This window comes from Acinetobacter sp. 802_lipA, assembly GCF_058242885.1.
In genome coordinates, this window is record NZ_JBZAYP010000001.1 from 167,758 (window position 1) to 191,505 (window position 23,748).

A 23,748-nucleotide genomic window follows, 5' to 3' on the forward strand; every position below is an offset into this window, starting at 1 on the left:
GTACTCTCTTATACACTTTTATCGTTTCAATTTATTTACTTCATGTTGAGAAGGTTTTCAAAGTTCTGTGTTGTGATGAACGCCATCTCTTCTAAGGACTTATCATATACATCTGCCAAGGCTTTGGCTACATAAGGTACGTACTTTGGCTCATTAGACTTTCCTCTATATGGCATCGGGGCTAAATAAGGACTATCCGTCTCAATCAACAAACGATCTAAAGGAACTTGCTTCGCCACATCACGTAAATCTTGCGCATTTTTAAAAGATACAATTCCTGAAAATGATACATAATAACCACAGTCTAAGACAGCTTTGGCCGTTTCCCAGTCTTCTGTAAAACAATGCAAAATTCCATGCGTTGATTTTTCAGCACGGATAATATCAACAGTATCGTGCTTGGCAGAACGGGTATGCACAACAACTGGTTTTTTTACGGCTTGTGAAGCATGAATATGTCGTGCAAAACAGTCTTTTTGCTCAGCGATGAAATCTGTACTATGAAAATAATCGAGCCCAGTCTCACCAATTGCCCAAACTTTTTCAGGCTGTGCCAACTCAATTAAATAGTCTGTGGTTGCACGAGCCATGGTTTCAGGATCTTCACAAGGATGTACCCCGACGCTATAGCCCACATCGTCATGCCGTGCCGCAATTTTTGCTAGCTCAATATGATCATCAAGATCAACCGAGATACTCATAAAGCGATGAACGCCCGCTGCACGTGCTTGCGCTAATGCTAAATCTAAATCCCCATCATAAGGGGTTAAATCTAGCATGGTTAAATGGCAGTGTGTATCTACAAACACAGGCGTTTCCTACTTCATATACTTAATTACATAGTGTAACTAGTTCGCCCTTCAGACTTAATACCTGCAAGCAACTTTTCCGCTTCTGATTTGTAATAAACCCCTTTCTCCCCAGAAAGTTGAATACCAAATCCTTGGAGTTTGATTCCATTTTGCTTTTGCGAAATCCAAATCACTTTACCTGTGAGAGGAATTTTCTGTGCTTGCTCTGGCAATGTTGCCAAAACAAAGACTTCCTCTCCCATTTTTACGGGTTGTTTGGATGGAATAAATAAACCACCACCAACCACAAAGGGCATGTAGCTTGCATATAACGTTGCTTTATCTGGAATATTGGCTTGAATAATCCCGCCCATACGTGGTTGCATAAAATTCCCCTGTTTTAAACATCCATCAACCGAATACACAATTGGTCGAGCACTAAATTAGTTTGTACGTTTTGTTCAATATATTGTTTTGACTGTTGCAACTCAGCATAAATTGAAAACAAAGTTTCAAGTGAATACCGTTCTGCCAGCACATTAAAATCCAAATCAGTGTTTTTTAACTGCTGATTTAGCTTGACACAAATCAAATCTGACAACAAGTACTCAAACATTTGACTAAAATCACTAAATGTCAGCGCTTTATTCCACTTGGTCGCAATTGCCGTCGGCATATTTTTATCTATCACCAACTTTTGCCAATCTTTTAAAAATTCAGCACGTTGGGGAATCCATTCACTCTCGGACAATGTAATTGCCTGCAACGGCATATGATTGGACAAGTTCATCAACAAATGTTGCTGTGCCAAATCGCTATGGGACAAATGCTGATTTAAAAATTGCTCTGCTTGCTGTTCATTTATGCGATCCAAAGCAAAATGTTGCAAACGACTGCGAATGGTTGCAGGCAGTTTTAAATAATGATCTGCCAATAAAATGATAACAACACGATCACCTGGTTCTTCAAGCGTTTTCAATAAAGCATTGGCTGAAGCTGTATTTAAAGCTTCGGCTGGTTCAATAATGATGACGCGCCAACCGTCTACCGTTTGCTGCACAAAAGGCAGCAGATCACGAATTTTCTCAATTTTGATCTTAGCATTTTGTTTCTTATTGTCTTCATCGGTAGTGATGTGCACATAATTGGGGTGTGTATCCGCCTTTAACCACTGACAACTTCCACACTCCCCACAGGCCAAATGATTTGGCTGCCGCTTAGCACATAAGACCCAAGCAAGAAACTGCTCAGCAAAAGTCTCTTTACCACAACCTTTTTTACCATAAAACAATAAGCCATGACCGATATGAGGAAAGCGTGTGGTTAAAGTTTCCCAAACATTTTGATGCCACGGATAAATCTGCTCAGGCAGCGTTTGCTTCATGTAGATGACCTAAGTTCTATTATGCAAAATGAGCCACATCCATGGCATTTAAACGATCTAAATCCTCTTGTGTATCCACACCCGGTGGTAAGTTTGCCTCTGCGATATCAATGGCAATACGGTGCCCATTCTCCAAAACACGCAGTTGCTCTAGGCTTTCGAGCTTTTCGAGTGTACCCATATCCCATGTCACATACTCTTGGAGCAATTTCACGCGGTAAGCATACAAGCCCAAATGACGGAAGGCTTGTTTATGCAACGCTTGTTCCACTTGTTTTGCAGCATCTCGGTCATATGGAATAGTGGCACGACTAAAGTAAAGTGCTTGTTTGTACTTCGACATCACCACTTTAACAATGCTGTCACGTTTAAATTCATCTAAATGCTGAATTGGTTCACACAAGGTCGACATTGAACACTCAGCTTGTGACTCTAAAAGTTGCGCGACTTGCTTAACCAAAGCCGCCGGCAATAAAGGCTCATCACCTTGAACATTCACAATGATATCTTCGCTGGCCCAGCCCTTAATTTTCGCCACTTCACTAAGGCGGTCTGTTCCCGAAGGATGATCCGCTGAGGTCAACACTACATCCACGCCTTCAGCCATGCAAAGATCATAAATTCGCTGATCATCCGTTGCAACGCAGAGATCATCAAAACCTTCCACTTTCTTCGCCTGATCAACGACCCGTAAAATCATTTCACGACCATGAATTTTAAGAAGTGGTTTTCCAGATAAACGTGTGCTCGCAAAACGCGCAGGAATAACAATATGCTTCATAATAGACCTTAAGAAATTTCAATACCTACAGCGGCGAGCTGTTGATGTAAGGTGTCATAACACGCCGTCGATAACACCGCATCGACAGGAACAACCCAAATATCGCGGGCAAAACTAGGGTTTTGTTTGAGCAACGCTAAAATTTTCACTGCATCTTTTTCAGTGGTAATAATGGGATTGGCATCATCAAAAACCAAATCCTCTAACTCATACTCATAATGATCGGCAAACTCATGACACTGGAACTGCTGTACTCCCATACGCTCTAAAGTACGATAAAAACGCTGCGGAAACCCGATCCCCACGACCGCATAAAAATCATCTTGCGGATTGAATGCTTTCGCTTCAGTACTGTTCAACAAATAAGGCTCTGCAACTTCTAAGTGCATGTGCATACTACGTGTAGGATGATCTGCATGTTCGATCACTATGCCTTGATCCAATCTAGACTTTGGTTCTCGTAAATAACCTTCGGGCAATAACTTTTCATTGCCTAGTCCACGATTATTATCTAGAACAATCCACTCAATTTGGCGATTTAATGCCCAATGCTGAAGCCCATCATCACTAATAATCAAATCAATGGGATAGTGAGATAAAAGCAGTTCAATACTTTCTTGGCGGTTGGGACCCACTGCCATCGGCACATCAGTAGATTGCACAATGAGTGTTGGTTCATCACCTACATTTTCAGGTAATGAGTTCAGATCCACCATAGTCGGAAATGGGCCCTTGGCACCATAACCACGACTGATCACACCCACTCGAATATTCTTACTTTGCAGATAACTCACTAAGTGAATGAGCAGAGGAGTTTTACCACTCCCACCCACGGTAATATTACCAATCACCATGACAGGTACAGGAGCCGTATACGCTTTTTTAATATTGCACCGATACAACTTACGGTTTAAAAGAAAACCACCTCGATATAACCAAGACAGCGGACGAAGCACAATTAACCACTTTGCCTGTGAGTTCCAAGCATCCTGAATAAACTGTGCACCTGACATGACTTAGTTTTCCTCAAAATTACGCTGATGGAGTTGATAATAAGCACCCTGCTTTGCAATAAGTTCAGCATGTGTACCTTGCTCTACTATACGCCCTTTATCCATCACCACAATGCGGTCTGCATTCTCAATGGTAGATAGACGATGTGCAATTACGATCGTGGTACGATCTCGCATTGCAGCATCGAAAGCACGCTGGATAAAGTACTCTGATTCATTATCAAGCGCGCTGGTAGCTTCATCTAATATCAGCACAGGCGCATTTTTCAAAATCGCACGAGCAATGGCTATACGTTGGCGTTGACCGCCTGATAAATTGAGACCTTGTGCCCCCAACTTGGTGTTGTAGCCTTGTGGTAAAGCCATAATAAAGTCATGTGCATAAGCTGCTTTTGCCGCTGCAATTACCTCTTCATCAGAGGCATTTTCAAGCTGCCCATAGGCAATATTGTCACGCACAGTGCGGTTAAATAAAACCACTTGCTGATTGACCATTGCCACTTGGGTACGCAGACTATTGATTTCAATATCGTGAATATCAATACCATCAAAGAGGATTTGACCCGAGGTCGTATCTTGAAAACGCACCAGTAAATTCACCAGAGACGTTTTACCAGCACCAGAACGCCCCACTAAAGCAATCGTCTCACCTTCTTTGACACTCAGATTAAAATCATGCAGCGCTTGATAACCATCCACATAAACTAAGTTCACATCTTTAAAGTCGATATTACCTTTCAGTACTGGAGTTAAAGTCCCAGTATTTTTTTCTTCAGGCAAATCTAAAATTTCAAAGACGGAATGTGCTGCCGCCATACCCCGTTGAATTTTTTCATTCACATCAGTCAATGCTTTAATTGGCCGACTCAACATACCTGCTGCAGTAATATACGCCACAAATTGACCCGCGCTGGTATCTTGTAGAATTTCTGGGCGTAGTGCGATCCACATCACAATACTCAGAGCAACGGACATAATCAACTGTACAATTGGACTATTGAGCTGTTGCACAACCACCATTTTCAAACCGCGTCGTAAATTCTCCAATGAGGTATCTTTAAAACGTTGTTGCTCATACCCTTGACCACCAAAACCTTTCACCACTAAGTGACCATTGACTGTCTCTTGTACCACGTGATTGACATCCCCCATGGTGTCTTGGACTTGAATAGAGAGCTTACGCATACGCTTTGCTGCTTTACGAATAAGCAACCCAATCAGTGGCGCAAAAATCAAAATACACAAAGTCAAACGCCAGTTGCTATATATAAGGTAACCGAGCAATGCAAGAGTGATTAGACCTTGCTGAACAATAGTTCTTAATGACTCTGTAGATGCGGCTGTAAGCTGCTCCACGTTATACATAATTTTCGCAGTGATATGACCACTGTTATTGTCCAGATAATACTGCGAAGGAAGACGCAATAATTTGGCAAAGACTTCTTGGCGAATATTAAAGACCAAGTTTCTGGAAATGACCGCTGTAAAGTAGCCGCCCATGAACAAACCCAGCCCACGGAAGAACATTACCACAACAACCAAAATTGGGAACAATGTCGTAAAACCTTGATCACGGTGTTGAATCGCTTCAATAATTTTTTCAAGTAATTTAGCGACAGAAACTTCTGTCGCCGCATTCATAGCAAAACCAATCACCACAAGAATCGCTACGCCCCAATACGGTTTTAAATAGCTCAGTAGACGTAGATAAACTTTTAAATCGTGTTTCACTAATAACCTCGAGAAGGCACTTTGGTACTAATATTGATATTTACAAATCCCAACTGACCTGCCACATCCATCACACGGATCACATCCTGATGGGTTGCTTTTGCATCCGCAGCAATCACAAACATTAGATCACGACGGTCATTGGAAATCTGTTTAATTGCGGTATTTAATTCTGAAACATCTTTCGATGCAATAGACTGACCATTAATTGAATAATGCCCTGTGGAATCTACCACCACTTCGATTTTATGATCAAATGTTTTCGGTGGAACACCTTGCGCATCAGGCAAGGTTAAATTCATACGACTAAATTGATTGAAGGTGGTGGTCAGCAATAAAAACACCAAAATAAATAATAAGCAATCAATCATTGGTGTAAGGTTAATATGAACATCTTCAACTTGTGAACGTTTGAATTTCATACTTCACCTTAGCTCGCTTGCTTCACAACAACATCATCATGGTTTTCAAGCACAGTTTCTGTTTGCTTATAAAATAAAGCCGCATGAAATAAAGTCGATTGCTGTTCTAATTCAGCAACATACTCTTGAACTAACCGCTGAAAATAACGATAAGCAAATAATGCGGGAATCGCAATGAACATTCCTGCCGCAGTTGTAATCAGTGCTTTAGAAATCCCCGGAATCATCAGTGTTGGATTACTACTATTCCCAATATCAATCATTAAAAATGACTCGATAATCCCAAGTACCGTTCCCAATAATCCTAAAAGAGGCGCGACAGCACTCAATGTTCCCAAAAAATTGATGTTTTTTTCAAGATAACCAATTTCCTGAGAGGCTGTTGCTTCCATCTGTGCACGTGCAAACTGTTCACCTTGTGCCTTACTTTGGTAACCAGCTTCCAAAATACGACCCAATGTCGTTGCCTGTAAATCCTGATTTTGTTTAAGTTTAGGCAAAACCATTTGTACGCTTTGCGCTGGGTTTAATAGCAAATCTTTCGGTAAAATAGTAGTTTTCTTCAAGCGAATAAAACGCTCTAAGCTAATCGCAACAGTAAAGATCGAACAGAGCACAAGGGGCAGCATAAGCCACCCACCTGCTTTTACCAATTCCCACATAACACTTCCCCAAGTATTTAGAAATAGAAAATAAAATTATTCAGCTAAGCAAATATTCAAAATACCATCCAACTCGTCGAGTGAATGATAATGAATCGTGAGCTTGCCTTTCCCTTGTTTATTATGATCAATTTTGACATTTGCACTAAAACGATCTGTTAAGCGCTGTGTCAATTGTTGAAGATCTGGTGCAATTTCCGTTTTGGATTTTTCTTGTTTAGGCGCATTGAGATCACGAACATATTGTTCAGTTTGGCGAACAGATAAGCTTTTCTCTATCACCAATTCTGCGACTTTCAGTTGATCTTTCCCTTTCAAAGTCAAAATGGCACGAGCATGTCCCATGTCTAGTAAACCTTGCTGCATAAAGTCTTTAACTTGCTCAGCTAGACTTAATAAACGTAGCAAATTACTTACTGTGGTACGCGCTTTGCCTACCGTATCCGCAATTTCTTGATGACTTAAACCAAACTCTTCATGAAAACGTTGTAATGCCATCGCTTGATCAATCGGATTAAGGTCTTGACGTTGGATGTTCTCAATCAACGCCAGTGCAATTGCAACTTGGTCTGTTAAATCACGAACAATGGCTGGGACTTGCGTTAAGCCAGCAAGTTGGGCCGCACGCCAACGACGCTCACCCGCAATAATTTCATAGGGGTGCTTTTCATTATCAATTGGACGAATCACAATCGGCTGCATCACACCGTGTTTTTCAATCGATGCCGCTAACTCTTGTAAGTCTTGCTCATTAATAAAACGACGTGGCTGATATTCACCACGTTGTAATAAATGCACATCAATTTGTTTTAGCTGACCGTGATCAAGAGCTTGTGCTTCAAGTTGTAATTTCTCTTTTTGAATGGAACCGAGTAAGGCATCTAAACCACGACCTTTTGCCAGTCCACGTTTTTTAACGGTCATGCGTTACTTCCTTTTTTCACTTTGCTTTTCTTAATCATTTCAGCTGCTAAATGTAAATAAGCAACTGCGCCCTTCGAGCTTTTTTCAAAATAAATCACAGGCAAACCATGCGCAGGTGCTTCAGCTAGACGCACATTACGTGGAATGACCGTGTCATAGAGTTTTTTGCCAAAGTATTGTTCTAATTCTTCAGACACATCACGCGTCAGTGCATTACGTGCATCATACATGGTGCGTAAAACACCAATAATTTTTAACTCAGGATTTAATGCTTGTTGAATACGATCAATGGTCTGTGTTAAATCTGCCAAACCTTCCAAAGCATAGTATTCACACTGCATTGGAATCATCACACCATCCACCGCTGCCAGTGCATTAACCGTGATCAAGCTTAAACTTGGCGCACAGTCCACAATGATGTAATCATATGCTTGTTCAATTTCTTGCAACGCATCACGCAGAATAAACTCACGCCCTTCTTGTTCAGCAATCGCAAGCTCAACTCCTGCCAAATCACGGTTTGCACCCAAGACCTTATAACCCACTTCCGCCTTGGTAATTGCAGTTTCTATAGGTACTTCACCCAGTAAAACATCGGTCACTGAATACAGTAAGTCATTTTTTTGAATGCCAGACCCCATGGTCGCATTGCCTTGCGAGTCCATATCAACCAATAAAACACGCTTTTTAAGTACTGCTAAAGATGCAGCCAAATTTACTGCGGTTGTGGTTTTACCTACACCACCTTTTTGGTTCGCAATCGCAATAATTTGTGCCATGACCCGCCTAATCCTTTGAATTTTTTTAGATACGTTTTAATAAAAGTAAGTGTCGTTGTTCGTCCAAACGTGGAACTTTTAACGCAATAATGTCACAACTAAATTCGTTTTTGAACGCTTCAACTTCTTCATGCGGAATCAAGCCTTTCATAGACCCAATAATGCTGTCTTGGTGCATATAAGGCTTCGATGCATTGATAAAATCGGTTAAAGAGGCAAATGCACGACTAGTAATCACATCAAACTGACCCAAATCATGGATGCTATCTTCATTCTCAACACGCGTTTGAACTGCAATTACATTGGTTAATTTTAAGTCTGCGATAAACTGTTTTAAAAAACGAATTTTTTTACCATTGGAATCGAGCAAAACACATTGGCGCTCAGGTTGGCATAGAGCAATAATCATGCCCGGCATACCACCGCCTGTACCAATATCTAGCAAACGACCTTTCGGCAAATCTTTTAAAATACTTAAACTATCTAATAAATGCTTCACCAGCATTTCTTTAGGATCGCGAATCGCTGTTAAATTGTAAGCTTTGTTCCACAGCACAAGTGCGTCTTGATACTTCAGCAATAAATTTAATGCTTCTTCACTCAAATCTAAGCCAAGCTTTTGACTACCTTGCTTTAAGTCTTGAAAAAATGGATGCATAAAGAAGACATCTCAATAAAATTAAACTGAAGTATACCGATTTCTCAGCCGTGGAACAGTAGCTAACGCTTAGTGATTATGCACTTAAACGTACATACCTTGACGAATCTGTAGATCTAGATCACTTAATCGCTCAGGTGTGCCAACATCCACCCATGCGGCTTGCATTTTCCCGGCAGAAACTTTTCCAGCAGACATCGCTTCTTTTAGCAATGGAGCCAGTGGACGCTTACCTGCTTCTAAACCCTTAAACATCTGTGGGTGAATAACCGCAACACCACTATAAGTCAGTGCTTCACCTGACTGCTCTTGTTCAAAGGTATAAGCACGCCCTTGATTTAAGATAAAGTCGCCTTTGGGATGTTGTGTCGGATTGGTTACAAATATCAGATGCGCAAAATCTTCTCCCAAATCGACATTGAGCAATGATGCAAAATCAAAAGTGGTCCAAACATCGCCATTCACTAAAATAAACGGTTCTGTCCCCAACAGTGGTAGAGCATTAATAATACCACCCGCTGTTTCAAGCCCTTCTTCTTCACGCGTCCAACGAATAGTCACTCCAAACTGCGAACCATCGCCAAGTGCACCAATCAACACATCGGCCAACCATGCAGAATTAATCACAATTTCTGTGACCCCAATTTGCTTGAGTTTTTCAATATGCCAAACGATCAGTGGTTTGCCACCCACTTCAAGCAGAGGTTTCGGTTTATAGAGTGTTAAAGGACGCATGCGGTTGCCAAGCCCCGCTGCCAAAATCATTGCTTTCATGCTGCAACAACCTCGTATTTGCCATATTTTGCTTCAAATTTCGGCATCACTTTATCGCAAATAAATTGCATGAAAGGTTGTAGTTCTGCATAAGGTTTGCTTTCTTCAAGTAAATACCACATCACACGTGGTAAATCTTTCAAATAACCTGATTTTCCGTCACGTTCAAATAAACGCACAAAAATACCCAGAATCTTGATATGACGTTGAATCGCCATCAAGTCAGCATCTTGTTTAAATTGTTCAAAGTCACGACCTTCTTTTGCCGATGCAGGTAACAAGTCATAAAACACTTTAAACCAACGATAAACGCGCTCAGGATTCCATTGCACATACGCATCACGTGTAATTGAGATCAGATCATAAGTATCTGCACCAATCACAGCATCCTGAAAGTCAATCACCCCCTGCTCTTGCTCATCTGCCAAAAGCATGAGATTACGACTATGGAAATCACGATGTACAATCACTTGAGGTTGAGCCAAAGCAGCATTGGCTAAAATTGCAAATGTACGTTTAATCAGCGCAGACTCATCATCAGTGGGTTGAATCTGTAAACTTGGCAATAACCAATCTGTCAATAGCGACATTTCAGTGATTAACTTTTCATAAGAATAAGCCGGGAAATGACCTTCACCATCAATAGATTGCAATTGAATCAACTGCTTAAAACTTTGCTCATAATGCGCATCGACAGTCTTATCATCGAGCTGTGTAGACAGTAGCACATCGCCAAAATCCTCAAGCAATAAGAAGCCTTGCTCCAAATCTTTCGCCACAATATGTGGTACACGAACACCGTTCGTATCAAAAAATTCATCAATCGTCACAAAAGGCACACAATCTTCTTTTTCTGGTGGTGCATCCATCAGCATAAATGTTTTATTATTCAACTTGATTCGTGCATAACGACGGAAACTTGCATCGCCTGCTAAAAAGTTAATTTCAAATTGATCTGAACCAAGTACAGATGAAATCCATGTTTGTATCAATTGTTCACGTTGTGTATTCATTTGCGATAAATTCTAATACAGGCTGAGTTTTTAAAGTGCTAAGTGTAGCCACTTATCAACTTTTTCTCTATGATGCGACAATAATTAATTGCGTTTTAAGCATACTTGGTAAATGAGACACATGAAGCATCAGTTTAAATTTAATCCTTTAGCGACTGCGATATTTACCCTTCTTTGTGGTAGCTCAATCACAAGCTATGCTGCAACACCAACCACGTCTATTTCAGACGAACAACAATCGCTAAAACAAGCACTACAAGAAAGCTATCCTGGGCAAAAGTTTTTCGAACAATACTACGTTGATAAGTCATCTCCTGAAGCTCAACAGCGCCAAGGTCGTTACTTAAGCTCCGCGTATTGCCAAGGCACATGGTTAACCCCTGTAAGCCCTGAAACCAAAGCTGCTGACGCAGCCAATGCGACATCTACCATTACAGCGGACTATGGTCACTACAACCCACAAGGTGACTCTGTTCTTGAAGGTAATGTCCTGATTGATCAAGAAGGTCGTCAAATTCGTGCCGATAAAATCACCATTGACCAGACTCAGACTTTTGCCAATGCTGAAGGACGCGTGCAAATGGCGCAAAGTGGTTTATTAGCGCAAAGCGACCAAATCAATTACAACCTAAAAACTCAACAAGGCGATCTGAAAAACAGTTTCTATATTTCAGAAGAACAACATGCGCATGGGCGGGCTGAACAAATCCTACGTGAGTCACAAACGACCACCACGCTAAAAAATGCAACTTATAGCACCTGCCCACCAGAGCAATCGCCAACATGGAAAATCCAAGCAGACGAAATTAAGTTAAATCAAGAAACTGGCCGTGGTGAAACACGCGGCACAAAACTTTATGTTAAAGATGTACCCGTTCTCGCAGTTCCTTATTTCAACTTCCCGATTGATGACCGTCGTACTACCGGTATTTTGACACCAAGTTTTGGCTTCACCAATGATGGTGGTGTAGAGCTTGCAGTACCTGTTTATCTCAACTTAGCACCTAACTACGACGCGACTGTTACGCCACGCTATATCAGCGACCGCGGCCCAATGTTTGAGGGTGAGTTCCGCTATCTAACCGAAAACTTTGGTTCAGGTCAAATTTGGGGGGGTTACTTAGCTTCTGACCGAAAATATGACGATGAAGACCGTAAAGATTTGCACTTTTTACATAACTGGCAAATCAATGAACAGTTCTCAACCAACCTTGAATATAACTATGCGTCAGACAAAGACTACTTTACTGACTTAAGCAATAACCCAAACACTAAGACAGACTTAAACCTGCGTCGTGCGTGGGAGTTAAACTATAAGAATGGAATTCCTGGTCTAAAAGCCCAACTAAAAGTTGAAGACTTCCAAACACTAGACGAAACCACACCCTACGTTGACCGTCCGTATGCGCGTTTACCACAGTTCTTACTCAACTATAAAGCGGGTAATGCACTGGGCTTAGAATACGAGTTCAACAACGATACGGCTTACTTTAAAAAGGACTTTGGGACTATCGACGGCGATACCAACGATAGCTTTGAACCAAGCGGCACCCGTGTCTATAATGACTTTTCTGTACGCTATAACTACCGTACACCGTGGGCTTTCGCCATTCCTGAAGTATCTATTCGCAATGTAAACACATTCTACGATCAAGATACCATCAATGAGTTTGACAACACCAACCGCTCATCGAATGACAAATCTTATGTTGTGCCACAGGTGACTTTTGATGCAGGTTTAACTTTTGAAAAAGAAGGCACTTTCTTACAGACGTTAAGCCCACGCATGTTCTATGCCTACGCACCCTATAAAAATCAAGATGGCGCACCAAACTTTGACTCTGCAACAGCATCGATCAACTATGATCAGTTATTTAGTGCAAATCGCTTCTATGGCCATGACCGTCTAGAAGACAATAACTTCTTGTCACTGGGCTTAAGCTATAGCTTATTTGATACGGTGGGTCTAGAGCGCTTAAAAGCCAGTGTAGGCCAAAGCTATTATTTCGAAGACCGCCGCGTAACGCTTGACCAAACAGCAGACGTCTTTGACAGAGAAAATCACTCTGGTCCGATTGTCAGCGTATCTAGCCAGCTCTCACAAAACTTTACCCTCGGTGCAAACTCAGCATGGATGGAAAATGGTGATAATGCGCAACGCGACTTACAACTTTACTTTACGGGCGATAAAGGCAACCTCTATAACGTTGGTTATTTCTACCGTAAAGAAATTGCAGACCGTCAAGAACATTACGACCAAGTGGTTGCATCTTTTGTACAACCAATCCATAACAACTGGCGTATTATGGGCCACGCTCAATATGACTTAGACAACAATGTCGCTCGTGAATACCTCCTTGGTGTCAATTACGAGTCTTGCTGTTGGGGGATCTCCGTTTATGGTCGCGAGTACTATAACGACTTGGATGACGTCAATGCTGCAGGTGTAGAACCTAAACGTGCAATTATGGCCGAAATTACACTTAAAGGCTTAGGCGGACTCAACAGTAAACTTTCATCCTTACTAGAAAATCGTATTCTAGGCTTTAACAATATTAATCAGACTTGGACAGACCGTTAATGAAGACAAAACAGTTCAAACAATTTTTTAAAGCGAGTGCTTTGGCTTTAGCTCTCGCAACCGCTATTCCAACTTTTGTACATGCGTCGGATGAAGTTGTTGCTGTAGTCGATAACAGTGTCATTTTGAAGAGTGACTTAGAAGCAAGCATGGCTGAGCTCAAACATCAACTTGAGAGCCAAAAGAAACAAGTCCCACCAGAGCAATATTTGGCACAACAAGCATTAGAGCAACTGATTATTCGTCAGACTCAGCTTGAACAAGTGAAGCGTTACAACATTCAACCTGATGAAAAAAGCTTGAATGAAGCGGTTTTAAATGTTGCAAAACAATCTGGTAGCACAAGCCTAGAAGCATTCCAACAAAAGCTCGATAAAATGGCACCAGGAACTTATGCTTCTTTGCGTAGTCGCGTTGCTGAAGATTTAGCCATCAATCGTTTGCGCCAGCAAATCGTTACCTCTCGTATCCAAATTTCAGACCAAGACGTTAAAAACTTCTTAAATACCCCACAAGGTCAAGCAGCACTCGGTAACCAAGTGCATGTGCTACATGTGCGTGTTTCAGGTGACAATGCTGACGCTGTGGCTAAGCAAGTTAAAACGGTACTAGCAAACGACAACGATGTCGCTGCAATTGCTAAAAAGTTCAGTACTGCTGGCACCAAAGTTGAAGGTGCAGATATGGGCTTTAGAGCACTTTCTGACATCCCTAGCGAGCTTGCAGCACGTGTGAGTCCACTCCAAGTGGGACAAACCACAGATTTAATTACAGTACGAGATGGTGTACATCTTTTAAAATTAGTTGAACGCAAAGGGGCTGAGCAAAAAGCGATTGTACCTCAATACAAAGCACGCCATATTTTGATCCAACCGTCTGAAGTGGTTAGCCCTGAAAATGCTAAACAAATGATCGAAAGCTTGTATAACCGCGTACAAAAAGGTGAAGACTTTGCCGTTTTGGCTTCCACCTACTCCAATGACACAGGTTCAGCACGTGATGGCGGGAGTTTGGGTTGGGTCAGCCCAGGTGTGATGGTTCCTCAGTTTGAAGAAACCATGAAAAATACACCGGTAGGTCAAACCAGTAAACCTTTTCAAACTCAGTTTGGCTGGCATATTCTTCAAGTGACTGAAACACGTCAACAAGACATGACTGCTGAATACCAAGAACGTATGGCACGTCAAATTTTAGGTGAGCGTCAATTTGATGCAGAGCTTGATAGCTGGTTACGCGAAACACGCAACAGAGCTTATGTCGAAATTAAAGATCCTAACTTAGACCGTAAGAACAACAAGTCATAAGTTTGAACACATAAAAAGACCAGCATTCATGCTGGTCTTTTTTCGCTTGGACGAAAACTAAAAATTTGGCATAAAAAAAGCCTCTCATGTGAGAGGCTTTTTTAACAATCAATTAACGATTATTTTCGTCATCTTGAGTGTCTTCAAATTTTGATTCGCCATCAAAACCAGTCGATTGGCCACTGAAGCCACCTTGACCACCGAAGCCACCTTGACTACCGAAGCCACCTTGACCACCGAAACCACCTTGACCACCGAAGCCACCTTGACCACCGAAGCCACCTTGTTGACCACCAAAGCCGCCTTGTTGACCACCGAAGCCGCCTTGTTGACCGCCGAAGCCGCCTTGTTGACCGCCAAAGCCGCCTTGTTGACCGCCAAAGCTACCTTGTTGACCAGCACCAGCAGGTGCACCAGCAGGACGTGGATTACGTGCAGGAACAACTGTAGAAATTGCATGCTTGTAAACCATTTGGCTTACTGTATTTTTTAATAAAACAACATATTGGTCGAACGATTCAATATGACCTTGTAACTTAATACCGTTTACAAGGAAGATAGAGACAGGAATACGTTCTTTACGGAGAGAATTTAAGAACGGATCTTGCAAAGTTTGACCTTTAGACATGTTATAACTCCAAAAAAATTTAAAAATCAGCGCAAAAAACTATCTTTATTTTTCAATTAAAAATTATAAAAAAGATAGTAGCTAAATTTTGCTTTATCCGTAGCAGTTTCGCAAGTCTTCTTGTGCCTGCGTGATAGTAGAATACGTTGTAAATTTATGTGCCTCTTGCAAAGATCTTAACCAAGTGTATTGACGTTTGGCAAGTTGTCGTGTCGCAAAAAGTGATTTATCCTCCATTTCACGTTGTTTTTCGACAGTTTTATCTCCTTTCTGTAAAAATTCGAGTGCTTGTCGATACCCAACTGAGCGCATAGAGGGTAAATTTTCATCTAAATCGTATTTTTTCATAAGTTCTTCCACTTCATTCAAAAATCCGATGTCCCACATAATTTTCAATCGTTGTGCAATTCTTTGGTGCAATTCGGCACGGTCTGGCATCAAAGCATAATTATGAAAATTATAGCGATAAGGCACGTTTTTAGGTTGTTCAGCTTGAAGTTTAGTAATAGGCTGCCCTGTCAATTTGTAAACTTCTAAAGCCCGAATAATACGTTGTTTATCACTCACTTTAAATTTTTCGCCCGCCAGTGGATCCACACTACATAATTCAGCATAGACCGCAGACCAACCCTCACTTTCACCTTTAGCTTCTATTTCAGCACGAACAGCATAATCTGCGCTCGGTAAATTGCTTGAAAGACCTTCTAAAAGTGCCTTGAAATAGAGCATAGTTCCACCCACCAAAATCGGGGTTTTACCTCGTGCATGCATATCATCAATTAGACCACATGCATCTTCAACAAAGTTTGCAGCCGAGTAGACTTCTAATGGGCTAATAATATCGATAAGGTGATGTGGATATTGCAGTAACTCTTCTTTGGTCGGCTTTGCTGTACCAATATCCATATCCTTAAAGACCAATGCTGAATCTACAGATATCAGTTCAAAATTCCCTTGCTCATAGAGCTGACATGCCAAAGCAGTTTTACCACTTGCAGTTGGCCCCATTAAATTGATGACCGGCAATTGTGTTGACATGTACAACTACTCTCCTCGAGCAAAAAGCTTATCTAGTTGAGCCAATGGAAACGCACGCCAAGTTGGGCGACCATGGTTACATTGGCTGGCAAATTCAGTTTGTTCCATTTGACGAAGCAAAGCATTCATTTCAGAAAGACCCAAAATGCGATGGGCGCGAACAGCACCATGACAGGCCATACCCGCTAGAATTTGATCACGCTTTTGCAGTAAGCCCTGCGCTTCATCATTTGGATCCAAATCGTTCAGTAATTCAGGTACCAGCGCCTCAAAATTGGCTTTATGTAAAATCGCAGGCACACCACGAACAATCACCTGCTCATCGCCATATTGATCAATTTCAAGACCTAAACGCGCCAATTGATCTTTGAGCTCTTCCACTCGTGTCGCTTGCATTCGCGTGATATTAATCACTTTGGGAATAAGTAACTGCTGAGAAGTCCAAAACTCTGGTTTATCCCATGCTGACTTCATTTGCTGTAGCAGAATACGCTCATGCGCTGCATGCATATCAACAATAATCAGCCCTTCTGTATTTTGAGCCAGCACATAAATACCATGCAATTGTGCAATTGCAATTCCCAATGGATGTTCGTCGACTTTAGGGCTTTGCACTGTAAAATCAGCCAAAGGCTGAGCTTGATCAACAGCAGATGATGTATCACGTAGAGGTGCTAAATAGCTTTGCAAAGCATTATTGAGCTGTTGTGAGCCCTGATAGCGTGAAGGTTGCGCCGAATAATGGACGCCTTGCGGTTGATTTGAACTAAAGTCAGTAAGCACATCCGATGGAGCTTGCTCACCAGTTTGTGCAGACTCAACATGACGATGCAACTGCAAAGGCTCTTGATAGCGAGGCTGCACAGGCATCGAAGCTTGATTTTCTGCAACCTTCATGGCATCAGATAAATCTGCGGTTGCCGTTTGAAACTGCGATAAAGTATCTTTAGCATAGTGACGTACAAATTCATGTACTTCACGTTGATTTAAAAAGCGAATTTCATGTTTAGTCGGATGTACATTGACATCAATATTTTCAGGGTCGACTTCCAGAAAAAGCAAATATCCCGCATGCTGATGTCCATGCAAAATACCATCATAAGCCATACGCAGCGCATGAGAGATGGTTTTATCTTTAACAATTCGACCATTCACATAAACATACTGCAAGTCAGCCTGAGCCCGCGCATCAGAGGGATGTCCCAACCAACCTGTTAAACGCATGTTGATGCTATCTGCATCCATCCAATAAGCATTTTCAGTAAATGCGCGCCCTAGCAACTGCTGTACGCGCTGAAAACGTAGCTCACCACTATCTGCAATCGGCAAGTTTAGTTTGATGCTTTGATTATGTTCAAGCACAAAACGAATATCGAAATGCGTCAGCGCTAAACGTCGAACGATTTCCTCAATATGACCAAACTCAGTGCCAGGCTTTTTGAGAAATTTTCGACGCGCAGGCACATTAAAAAATAAATCTTGTACCCGAATATGCGTCCCTTTAGGTGCAGCTACCGCCTGAATCTCTTGATGGTCAAATGCAGTTCCATTGACTTCAACTTGATAGCCAATACCATCATCCGCTTGACTACTGGTCAAGGTTAAACGCGAAACCGCTGCAATAGAAGCCAAAGCCTCTCCACGAAAGCCTAAACTGACAATTGCATGTAAATCTTCAGCGGTTTGGATTTTACTGGTCGCATGGCGCATCACCGCCAAAGGGAGATCTTCAGCGTGAATCCCTCGACCATTGTCCATGATTTCAATTAAAGTACTGCCGCCTTGCTCTACCCGAATAATCAGCTCTGTCGCACCTGCATCAATCGAGTTTTCAAGTAACTCTTTGACCACAGACGCTGGACGCTCAATGACTTCACCTGCTGCAATTTGGTTGGCTAAAGCAGGATTCAAGGTATGAATACGGCGTATCTTTAAATCATCACGCATTGTTTAATTGGCTCTCTAAAGCTTGTAATAATTCTACTGAATGAAAACTTAAGGTAGCAGACCGTGTCAGTTCATCTTCAGATTTTTGAATATCAATAATTAAGTCTGCCTCAGGGATCTCATCGCCCCCTTTAGACGGCCATTCAAACAAAAACAATGCATTGGGCGTTTCCAAATAGTCACGGATACCCATTAACTCCAGCTCATACGGATCGTTTAAACGATACAAGTCAAAATGGAAAATATCACGCCCTTGAACTTGATACGGCTCAACTAAGGTATAAGTTGGGCTTTTCACGGAACCTTGATGGCCTAAATGCTGTAAATAATGGCGTGTTAGCGTAGTTTTACCTGCCCCCAAATCCCCAATTAAATACACTACACCCGTCGTAAAATGCTGTGCCAAAATTTGCGCTAAATTTTGGGTATCTTGTTCATTATTGAGCGTTAAATTAAATGAATACTGCATAATACTCACGACAAGTGACAAAAGAACAATTATGATAGCACTGGACTCACAAAATGCCCAAGCCACAAGCTTGAAATCTCGTATTTAACTGCACCAACCGATTAGATATTGCCTGCACATCATGTTCAACATAAAACCTGCTGAATTTTGCCCTCCCATGCTCAATGGCGTGAGCGCAAGTAAAGTGTTTCTGCCTAAAATGACGCCCGCACCACACACCGTATTGGCTTATTTATCTGACCAATTTCCGCATATTGAAGCAACTGAGTGGCAGCAACGCTTTCATGATGATTTGGTCTATGATGCTGTAGGTAATATCCTCCATACAGATTCGGCATATCTTGAAAATCAGCATGTGTTTTATTACCGTTTTTTAGCGCACGAAATTGAAGTGCCATTTCAGCATGACATTTTATTTGAAAACGATCATTTATTAGTGGTGGATAAACCGCACTTTTTGACCATCAGTCCAACGGGGCAATATGTCCAACAAACCCTATTGGTGCGCCTGAAAAAACAAACAGGTATTGAGCATTTAACGCCCATCCACCGCCTTGACCGTGAAACCGCTGGCTTAGTGATGTTTTCCAAATGTATTCACAGTCGAGGGCTGTATCAGCAAATGTTTGCAGATCGACAGGTTCAAAAAACCTACCATGCGATTGCACCGTTTAACCGTGAACTCAACTTTCCACGCATAGTAAAACTACATATGCAAAAAGGTGAACCGTTCTATACCATGCAAGTCCTAGACAAAGCACCGAACAGTGAAACCGAGATCTTGCTTCTAGAGCATGATGCAACATGGGCAAAATATGAGCTTAAACCCGAGACAGGCAAGCAACATCAACTCCGTGTACACCTCAATTTCTTAGGCCTGCCGATTAAAAATGATCCGTTCTATCCTAAAGTTGTACATAAAGCCGACGATGATTTTAGTCAGCCTTTACAGCTCTTAGCCAAGCATCTTTCATTTAAAGACCCAATAACTCAACAGCTTATGCAGTTTAGCTCCAATCTTGAATTGACATTGTAATCTGCTTGTCATTACAAAATAATTTAAAATTCCATTGTATGAATATTGAAATTACAATGGAATTGATTAAAATAACTTCTACCCTTAAGTCGTTAAAATTATTTAAAAAATCATGAGAAAAACAGAAGTCTATCAAATTCGACTCGATTCCCAAGAAAAGAAACAAGCTTTTGCAGTGTTTAAACAACTGGGAATTACGCCTGCGCAAGCCGTTCGTTTATTCTTCAAACAAGTGGTTTTAACCAAATCCATCCCTTTCTCAATCGAAAACCAGAACATCAATATTGAACAACTGATTAAGCTACGTAAACTCAAGCAAGAACAAAAAGCGGTTGAACACATCACCAGTGCAGACTCAACTGCAACCAATGATTTATTTGCAGATGATGAACATATTGATCTTTTTGAGGAATTAGCTGCAATCTTGGGAGAAAGTGACAAAACTTAACAGTGTTGCATTTCTAAACAAATTTTAGAAATATCCCTTTCAAAACTTAGGTATGCTTCATGTAAACACTATAAATACAGCATGGAGTAATACATGATCGTTAGACGTGCCACTTTAGAAGACTTAGAAAAACTTGCTGTATTATTTGATGAATATCGCCAATTTTATGGTGCATCTTCCAACTTAACACTTTCCCAAAAGTTCCTTAAACTTCGCCTTGAAAACGAACAAAGCGTCATCTTCATTCATGTCAAAGACGATGTGATTACTGGTTTTGTGCTGCTGTATTTAGGTTTCTCTTCTGTGGCCTGTGCAACTTATTATATTTTAGATGATGTTTATGTTTCTCCACCGCATCGTCGCCATGGCTCAGCAAAACAATTGATCGATACCGCGATTTTGTTTGCGCGACACGAAAAAGCCATTCGTATTACGCTTGAAACGCAAAAGAATAATTATCAATCCCACAGCTTATATGAAGCCATGGGCTTTGTAGCGGATAATGAGTTTAAGACCTATCATTGCTTTCTATAGTATTCAGCGTCTAAAGACCTTCACTCTCAAGATCATTGCGTGCCTTGGCTAAAGCCACTTGTTCAGCATTTAAATAGATCCAACGTCCCTCGGCTAAATCTGGTATCCCCGTTAAGTCGAGCGCTCCAATTTGCTGACGATGCAAGCTCTCAACTTTATTCCCCACTGCCGCAAGCATACGTTTCACTTGATGATATACCCCCTGATGCACAGTCATTTGCAGTTCGCATTCGGCTAAGCGTTTTACATCTGTTGCAGCAAAACTCCCTTTTTCATTTCGCAGCTCCACCCCTTGCTCCAGCTGTTGGACTTGTTCATCTGTAACAGGGTCGGCCGTTTGCATCCGATACACTTTTGCCACATGCTTTTTAGGGTGTGTCAGCGCTTGTAAAAACTGACCATCATCGGTGAGTAACAATAAACCTGTGGTGTCTTGATCTAGACGACCTACACATTGAATACCACGATTCAAGAGCACATCGTCAAACAAATCAAAAACACTAAAATGATGCGTCGCCTGATGTGAACATTCATAGCCTTGAGGTTTATTTAAGGCGATATAGACTTTTTCGCGGTATTCAAAGCTCTTCCCATGTACCTTGTAGTTCAAAGCATCCAATTTGAGTTTATGTTTAGGGTCAGTAATGATCTGCCCATCAATTTCAATGGCTGCATTTTTAATCAACTGTTGGCAATGCTTTCGCGAACCAAATCCTTGCGACTGCAACATTTTTTCCAACAGCATCAGCACACCACATTTTTAAATAAAGGCTCATTTTATACTTAAATACAGGAACATCAATCAAAGGACTCAGCTCATTCGGCAGAGTGGCTAAAAAAACGTTACAATGCACATGTTTTTTTGACCAGTCTCCCTCTATGCCGAACTTAGATTTGAACCTGATCGTCCTCCTGATCCTACTGGCTTGCGGTATTTTTAGTCACAATTCTGCAGTAACCATTGCTGCGGCAGTACTCATTATTTTGCGGATGACACCACTGAGTGAATACTTCCCACTCATCCAACAACATGGATTGAATATCGGGATCATCATTTTAACCATTGCAGTTTTAGTGCCTATTGCAAGTGGTAGAATTAGCGGTGAAAGTATTTTTAAATCTTTTTTAAGTATCAAATCGTTACTTGCTATCGCTATTGGCGTTTTGGTAGCATGGCTAGGTGGGCGCGGCGTAAAACTGATGTCAAACCAACCCGATGTTGTTGCAGGCTTGCTGGTCGGAACCGTTGCAGGAGTGGCTTTACTACGTGGCGTTCCAGTCGGCCCACTCATTGCGGCTGGTTTACTTACCCTAATCATTGGTACAGGACAGCCCTAGCCTAGCGAATACAAAAAAAATCCAAATTCTCAAGCTAGGTCGAATTAATCTGTATTTGCTGCCTTTAAATTTGACTTCTTTTTATAGAATGTCCACTCAATATAGCGCTATGAATAAATATTCATCGTGCAGAACCTTCAGAGTTCATATGAATATTACGCTTGCTTAGTTCACTTATAACTTTTTCGAACAACCAAATTTTCATGTGATAAAGAACGTATAATACTTTTCATTTTCTCCTCTATTTATGTCCTCTCAAGAAAATAGCATCTCTCCCACAAGCCACTTATCTGTCATTATTTTGACATTAGCACTCGGTGGTTTTTGTATTGGTACGACTGAATTCGTTGCGATGGGACTCATCCAAGAGATCTCACAAAGTTTCAATCTCAGCATTCCTGTCACAGGGCATTTTATTAGTGCCTATGCTTTAGGTGTGACTATTGGCGCACCTGTGATTGCCATTTTGGCCGCAAAGGTTCCGCGTAAAACGCTCTTAATTGGTCTCATGCTATTTTATGGTATCGCCAATGCCAGTACAGCTCTCGCAAACAGCTATGAGTCTATGCTGATATCACGTTTTATTGCAGGTTTCCCTCACGGCGCTTACTTTGGTATTGCCGCTTTGGTGGTTGCAGAATTTGCAGGAAAACAAAAACGTGCTTCGGCAATCGCCATGCTCATGATGGGGCTGAATGTCGCGACCGTGATTGGTGTGCCTTTTGCGACATGGCTGGGTCAGCTGTATGGTTGGCGGGCAGGTTTTGAGTTTTCTGCATCTATCGCATTTTTAACCGTGGTCGCAATTTGTTTTGGCCTACCCAAAATGCAACTGGATCACACAGCCAGCATTCAAAATGAACTGCGTGGACTTAAAAATACACAAATGTGGCTCACACTTGCTGTCGGTGCAATTGGATTTGGTGGGCTGTTTTCTGTCTATAGTTATGTATCGCCTATTTTGACTGAATATACCCATGCCAGCATTCAAGTCATTCCATTTGCACTGGCATGTATTGGGCTCGGGTTGGTCATTGGTGGTGTCGTCGCAGGACACTTTGCCGATAAAAACTTAAACAAGGCGATTATTTGGGTCTTAGTTTCCAATGCCTGCTCTTATGTACTTTGTGCCCTGTCTATGGATCACCTTGCCACTGCTTTTATTGCACTCTTCTTGGTCAGCTTCAGTATTGCAGGCTTGGGGCCTTTACTACAAACCCGCTTAATGGATGTCGCTGGTAATGCACAAGGCTTAGCAGCTTCACTGAATCACTCTGCATTTAATATTGCCAATGCTTTTGGTGCCTTCCTGGGCGGCTGGTTAATTAGCCAAGGTTTTGGTTGGTTAGCTCCAATCTGGGTCGGAGTTTTACTAAGTTTGGGTGGGCTGATGATTTTATTGTTGGCTTTTCAGCATGAGAAAAAGTCGATATCCGCATGTAAAAATGATGCAAACCAGACTTGTTAACCCCCTATAAATGACTTTTATATAA

25 protein-coding genes are annotated in these 23,748 nt (G+C 41.6%); 7 read left to right on the forward strand and 18 right to left on the reverse strand.

Annotation, left to right across the window (positions count from 1 at the left end):
• Window positions 1–35: 35 nt before the first annotated feature.
• From AC4CU3_RS00840 to AC4CU3_RS00900, 13 genes are all read right to left on the reverse strand, one after another.
• Complete coding sequence (locus AC4CU3_RS00840) at window positions 36–809, reverse strand: TatD family hydrolase (protein ID WP_078425022.1); 774 nt, start codon at window positions 807–809, stop codon at window positions 36–38.
• 26 nt (window positions 810–835) lie between these two features.
• The gene (locus AC4CU3_RS00845; RefSeq protein ID WP_005401154.1) at window positions 836–1,177 is read right to left on the reverse strand and encodes a PilZ domain-containing protein; all 342 of its coding nucleotides are present in this window, start codon (window positions 1,175–1,177) and stop codon (window positions 836–838) included.
• A gap of 14 nt (window positions 1,178–1,191) precedes the next feature.
• Window positions 1,192–2,175, reverse strand: coding sequence for a DNA polymerase III delta subunit-related protein (locus AC4CU3_RS00850; protein WP_490737919.1), 984 nt, complete (start codon window positions 2,173–2,175; stop codon window positions 1,192–1,194).
• Between the two features lie 19 nt (window positions 2,176–2,194).
• Complete coding sequence (gene kdsB / locus AC4CU3_RS00855; protein WP_490737920.1) at window positions 2,195–2,956, reverse strand: 3-deoxy-manno-octulosonate cytidylyltransferase; 762 nt, start codon at window positions 2,954–2,956, stop codon at window positions 2,195–2,197.
• 8 nt (window positions 2,957–2,964) lie between these two features.
• The gene (gene lpxK, locus AC4CU3_RS00860; RefSeq protein ID WP_218288436.1) at window positions 2,965–3,969 is read right to left on the reverse strand and encodes a tetraacyldisaccharide 4'-kinase; all 1,005 of its coding nucleotides are present in this window, start codon (window positions 3,967–3,969) and stop codon (window positions 2,965–2,967) included.
• Between the two features lie 3 nt (window positions 3,970–3,972).
• The gene (msbA, locus tag AC4CU3_RS00865; RefSeq protein WP_114836896.1) at window positions 3,973–5,700 is read right to left on the reverse strand and encodes a lipid A export permease/ATP-binding protein MsbA; all 1,728 of its coding nucleotides are present in this window, start codon (window positions 5,698–5,700) and stop codon (window positions 3,973–3,975) included.
• On the reverse strand, window positions 5,700–6,122 hold the full coding sequence (locus tag AC4CU3_RS00870; protein WP_004696832.1) for an ExbD/TolR family protein: 423 nt from the start codon (window positions 6,120–6,122) through the stop codon (window positions 5,700–5,702). The genes msbA and AC4CU3_RS00870 overlap by 1 nt, the downstream gene beginning before the upstream one ends.
• Window positions 6,123–6,130: 8 nt before the next feature.
• Window positions 6,131–6,784, reverse strand: a complete 654-nt coding sequence (locus tag AC4CU3_RS00875; protein ID WP_004696831.1) for a MotA/TolQ/ExbB proton channel family protein — start codon at window positions 6,782–6,784, stop codon at window positions 6,131–6,133.
• A gap of 36 nt (window positions 6,785–6,820) precedes the next feature.
• On the reverse strand, window positions 6,821–7,708 hold the full coding sequence (locus AC4CU3_RS00880; protein ID WP_004696828.1) for a ParB/RepB/Spo0J family partition protein: 888 nt from the start codon (window positions 7,706–7,708) through the stop codon (window positions 6,821–6,823).
• The gene (locus AC4CU3_RS00885; RefSeq protein WP_004696827.1) at window positions 7,705–8,487 is read right to left on the reverse strand and encodes a ParA family protein; all 783 of its coding nucleotides are present in this window, start codon (window positions 8,485–8,487) and stop codon (window positions 7,705–7,707) included. Before AC4CU3_RS00885 ends, AC4CU3_RS00880 begins: the two co-directional genes overlap by 4 nt.
• A gap of 25 nt (window positions 8,488–8,512) precedes the next feature.
• A complete protein-coding gene (gene rsmG, locus AC4CU3_RS00890) occupies window positions 8,513–9,145 on the reverse strand; it encodes a 16S rRNA (guanine(527)-N(7))-methyltransferase RsmG (protein ID WP_279735810.1) in 633 nt (210 codons plus the stop codon).
• An 84-nt stretch (window positions 9,146–9,229) separates the two neighbouring features.
• Window positions 9,230–9,919, reverse strand: coding sequence for an N-acetylmuramate alpha-1-phosphate uridylyltransferase MurU (gene murU / locus AC4CU3_RS00895; protein ID WP_078425016.1), 690 nt, complete (start codon window positions 9,917–9,919; stop codon window positions 9,230–9,232).
• Window positions 9,916–10,932, reverse strand: a complete 1,017-nt coding sequence (locus tag AC4CU3_RS00900) for an aminoglycoside phosphotransferase family protein (protein ID WP_078425015.1) — start codon at window positions 10,930–10,932, stop codon at window positions 9,916–9,918. The genes murU and AC4CU3_RS00900 overlap by 4 nt, the downstream gene beginning before the upstream one ends.
• Before the next feature lie 121 nt (window positions 10,933–11,053).
• On the opposite strand from AC4CU3_RS00900, the gene AC4CU3_RS00905 reads away from it, so the two are divergent.
• Together AC4CU3_RS00905 and AC4CU3_RS00910 are read left to right on the forward strand one after the other, a co-directional pair.
• Window positions 11,054–13,513: an LPS-assembly protein LptD gene (locus tag AC4CU3_RS00905; protein WP_490737921.1), complete on the forward strand. Its 2,460-nt coding sequence runs from the start codon at window positions 11,054–11,056 to the stop codon at window positions 13,511–13,513.
• Complete coding sequence (locus tag AC4CU3_RS00910) at window positions 13,513–14,817, forward strand: peptidylprolyl isomerase (RefSeq protein ID WP_004696818.1); 1,305 nt, start codon at window positions 13,513–13,515, stop codon at window positions 14,815–14,817. Before AC4CU3_RS00905 ends, AC4CU3_RS00910 begins: the two co-directional genes overlap by 1 nt.
• A gap of 112 nt (window positions 14,818–14,929) precedes the next feature.
• Here the strand turns inward: AC4CU3_RS00910 and hfq are convergent, their stop codons facing one another.
• From hfq to tsaE, 4 genes are all read right to left on the reverse strand, one after another.
• Window positions 14,930–15,445 carry an RNA chaperone Hfq gene (hfq, locus tag AC4CU3_RS00915; RefSeq protein WP_004984873.1) on the reverse strand — a complete coding sequence of 172 codons (516 nt, stop codon included), beginning with the start codon at window positions 15,443–15,445 and terminating at the stop codon, window positions 14,930–14,932.
• Between the two features lie 93 nt (window positions 15,446–15,538).
• Window positions 15,539–16,483: a tRNA (adenosine(37)-N6)-dimethylallyltransferase MiaA gene (gene miaA, locus AC4CU3_RS00920; RefSeq protein WP_335998209.1), complete on the reverse strand. Its 945-nt coding sequence runs from the start codon at window positions 16,481–16,483 to the stop codon at window positions 15,539–15,541.
• A gap of 6 nt (window positions 16,484–16,489) precedes the next feature.
• A complete protein-coding gene (gene mutL / locus AC4CU3_RS00925) occupies window positions 16,490–18,430 on the reverse strand; it encodes a DNA mismatch repair endonuclease MutL (protein WP_490737922.1) in 1,941 nt (646 codons plus the stop codon).
• Window positions 18,423–18,899 (reverse strand): tRNA (adenosine(37)-N6)-threonylcarbamoyltransferase complex ATPase subunit type 1 TsaE, encoded by a 477-nt coding sequence (gene tsaE / locus AC4CU3_RS00930; RefSeq protein WP_490737923.1) that lies wholly within the window; start codon window positions 18,897–18,899, stop codon window positions 18,423–18,425. The genes mutL and tsaE overlap by 8 nt, the downstream gene beginning before the upstream one ends.
• Before the next feature lie 121 nt (window positions 18,900–19,020).
• Here tsaE and AC4CU3_RS00935 point away from each other — a divergent pair, with 121 nt between their 5' ends.
• The 3 genes from AC4CU3_RS00935 (at window position 19,021) to AC4CU3_RS00945 (ending at window position 20,917) form a co-directional block, all read left to right on the forward strand.
• Complete coding sequence (locus tag AC4CU3_RS00935) at window positions 19,021–19,935, forward strand: pseudouridine synthase (protein WP_490737924.1); 915 nt, start codon at window positions 19,021–19,023, stop codon at window positions 19,933–19,935.
• Between the two features lie 112 nt (window positions 19,936–20,047).
• On the forward strand, window positions 20,048–20,383 hold the full coding sequence (locus tag AC4CU3_RS00940; RefSeq protein ID WP_004984882.1) for a type II toxin-antitoxin system RelB/DinJ family antitoxin: 336 nt from the start codon (window positions 20,048–20,050) through the stop codon (window positions 20,381–20,383).
• A gap of 93 nt (window positions 20,384–20,476) precedes the next feature.
• The gene (locus AC4CU3_RS00945) at window positions 20,477–20,917 is read left to right on the forward strand and encodes a GNAT family N-acetyltransferase (protein WP_151836481.1); all 441 of its coding nucleotides are present in this window, start codon (window positions 20,477–20,479) and stop codon (window positions 20,915–20,917) included.
• Window positions 20,918–20,927: 10 nt separating this feature from the next.
• On the opposite strand, the gene AC4CU3_RS00950 is transcribed toward AC4CU3_RS00945, so the two are convergent.
• The gene (locus AC4CU3_RS00950) at window positions 20,928–21,662 is read right to left on the reverse strand and encodes a pseudouridine synthase (RefSeq protein ID WP_490737925.1); all 735 of its coding nucleotides are present in this window, start codon (window positions 21,660–21,662) and stop codon (window positions 20,928–20,930) included.
• A 134-nt stretch (window positions 21,663–21,796) separates the two neighbouring features.
• Here AC4CU3_RS00950 and AC4CU3_RS00955 point away from each other — a divergent pair, with 134 nt between their 5' ends.
• Both AC4CU3_RS00955 and AC4CU3_RS00960 read left to right on the forward strand, forming a co-directional pair.
• The gene (locus tag AC4CU3_RS00955) at window positions 21,797–22,255 is read left to right on the forward strand and encodes a DUF441 domain-containing protein (protein WP_062032888.1); all 459 of its coding nucleotides are present in this window, start codon (window positions 21,797–21,799) and stop codon (window positions 22,253–22,255) included.
• A gap of 247 nt (window positions 22,256–22,502) precedes the next feature.
• Complete coding sequence (locus tag AC4CU3_RS00960; protein WP_490737926.1) at window positions 22,503–23,723, forward strand: MFS transporter; 1,221 nt, start codon at window positions 22,503–22,505, stop codon at window positions 23,721–23,723.
• The last annotated feature ends 25 nt before the right edge of the window (window positions 23,724–23,748 follow it).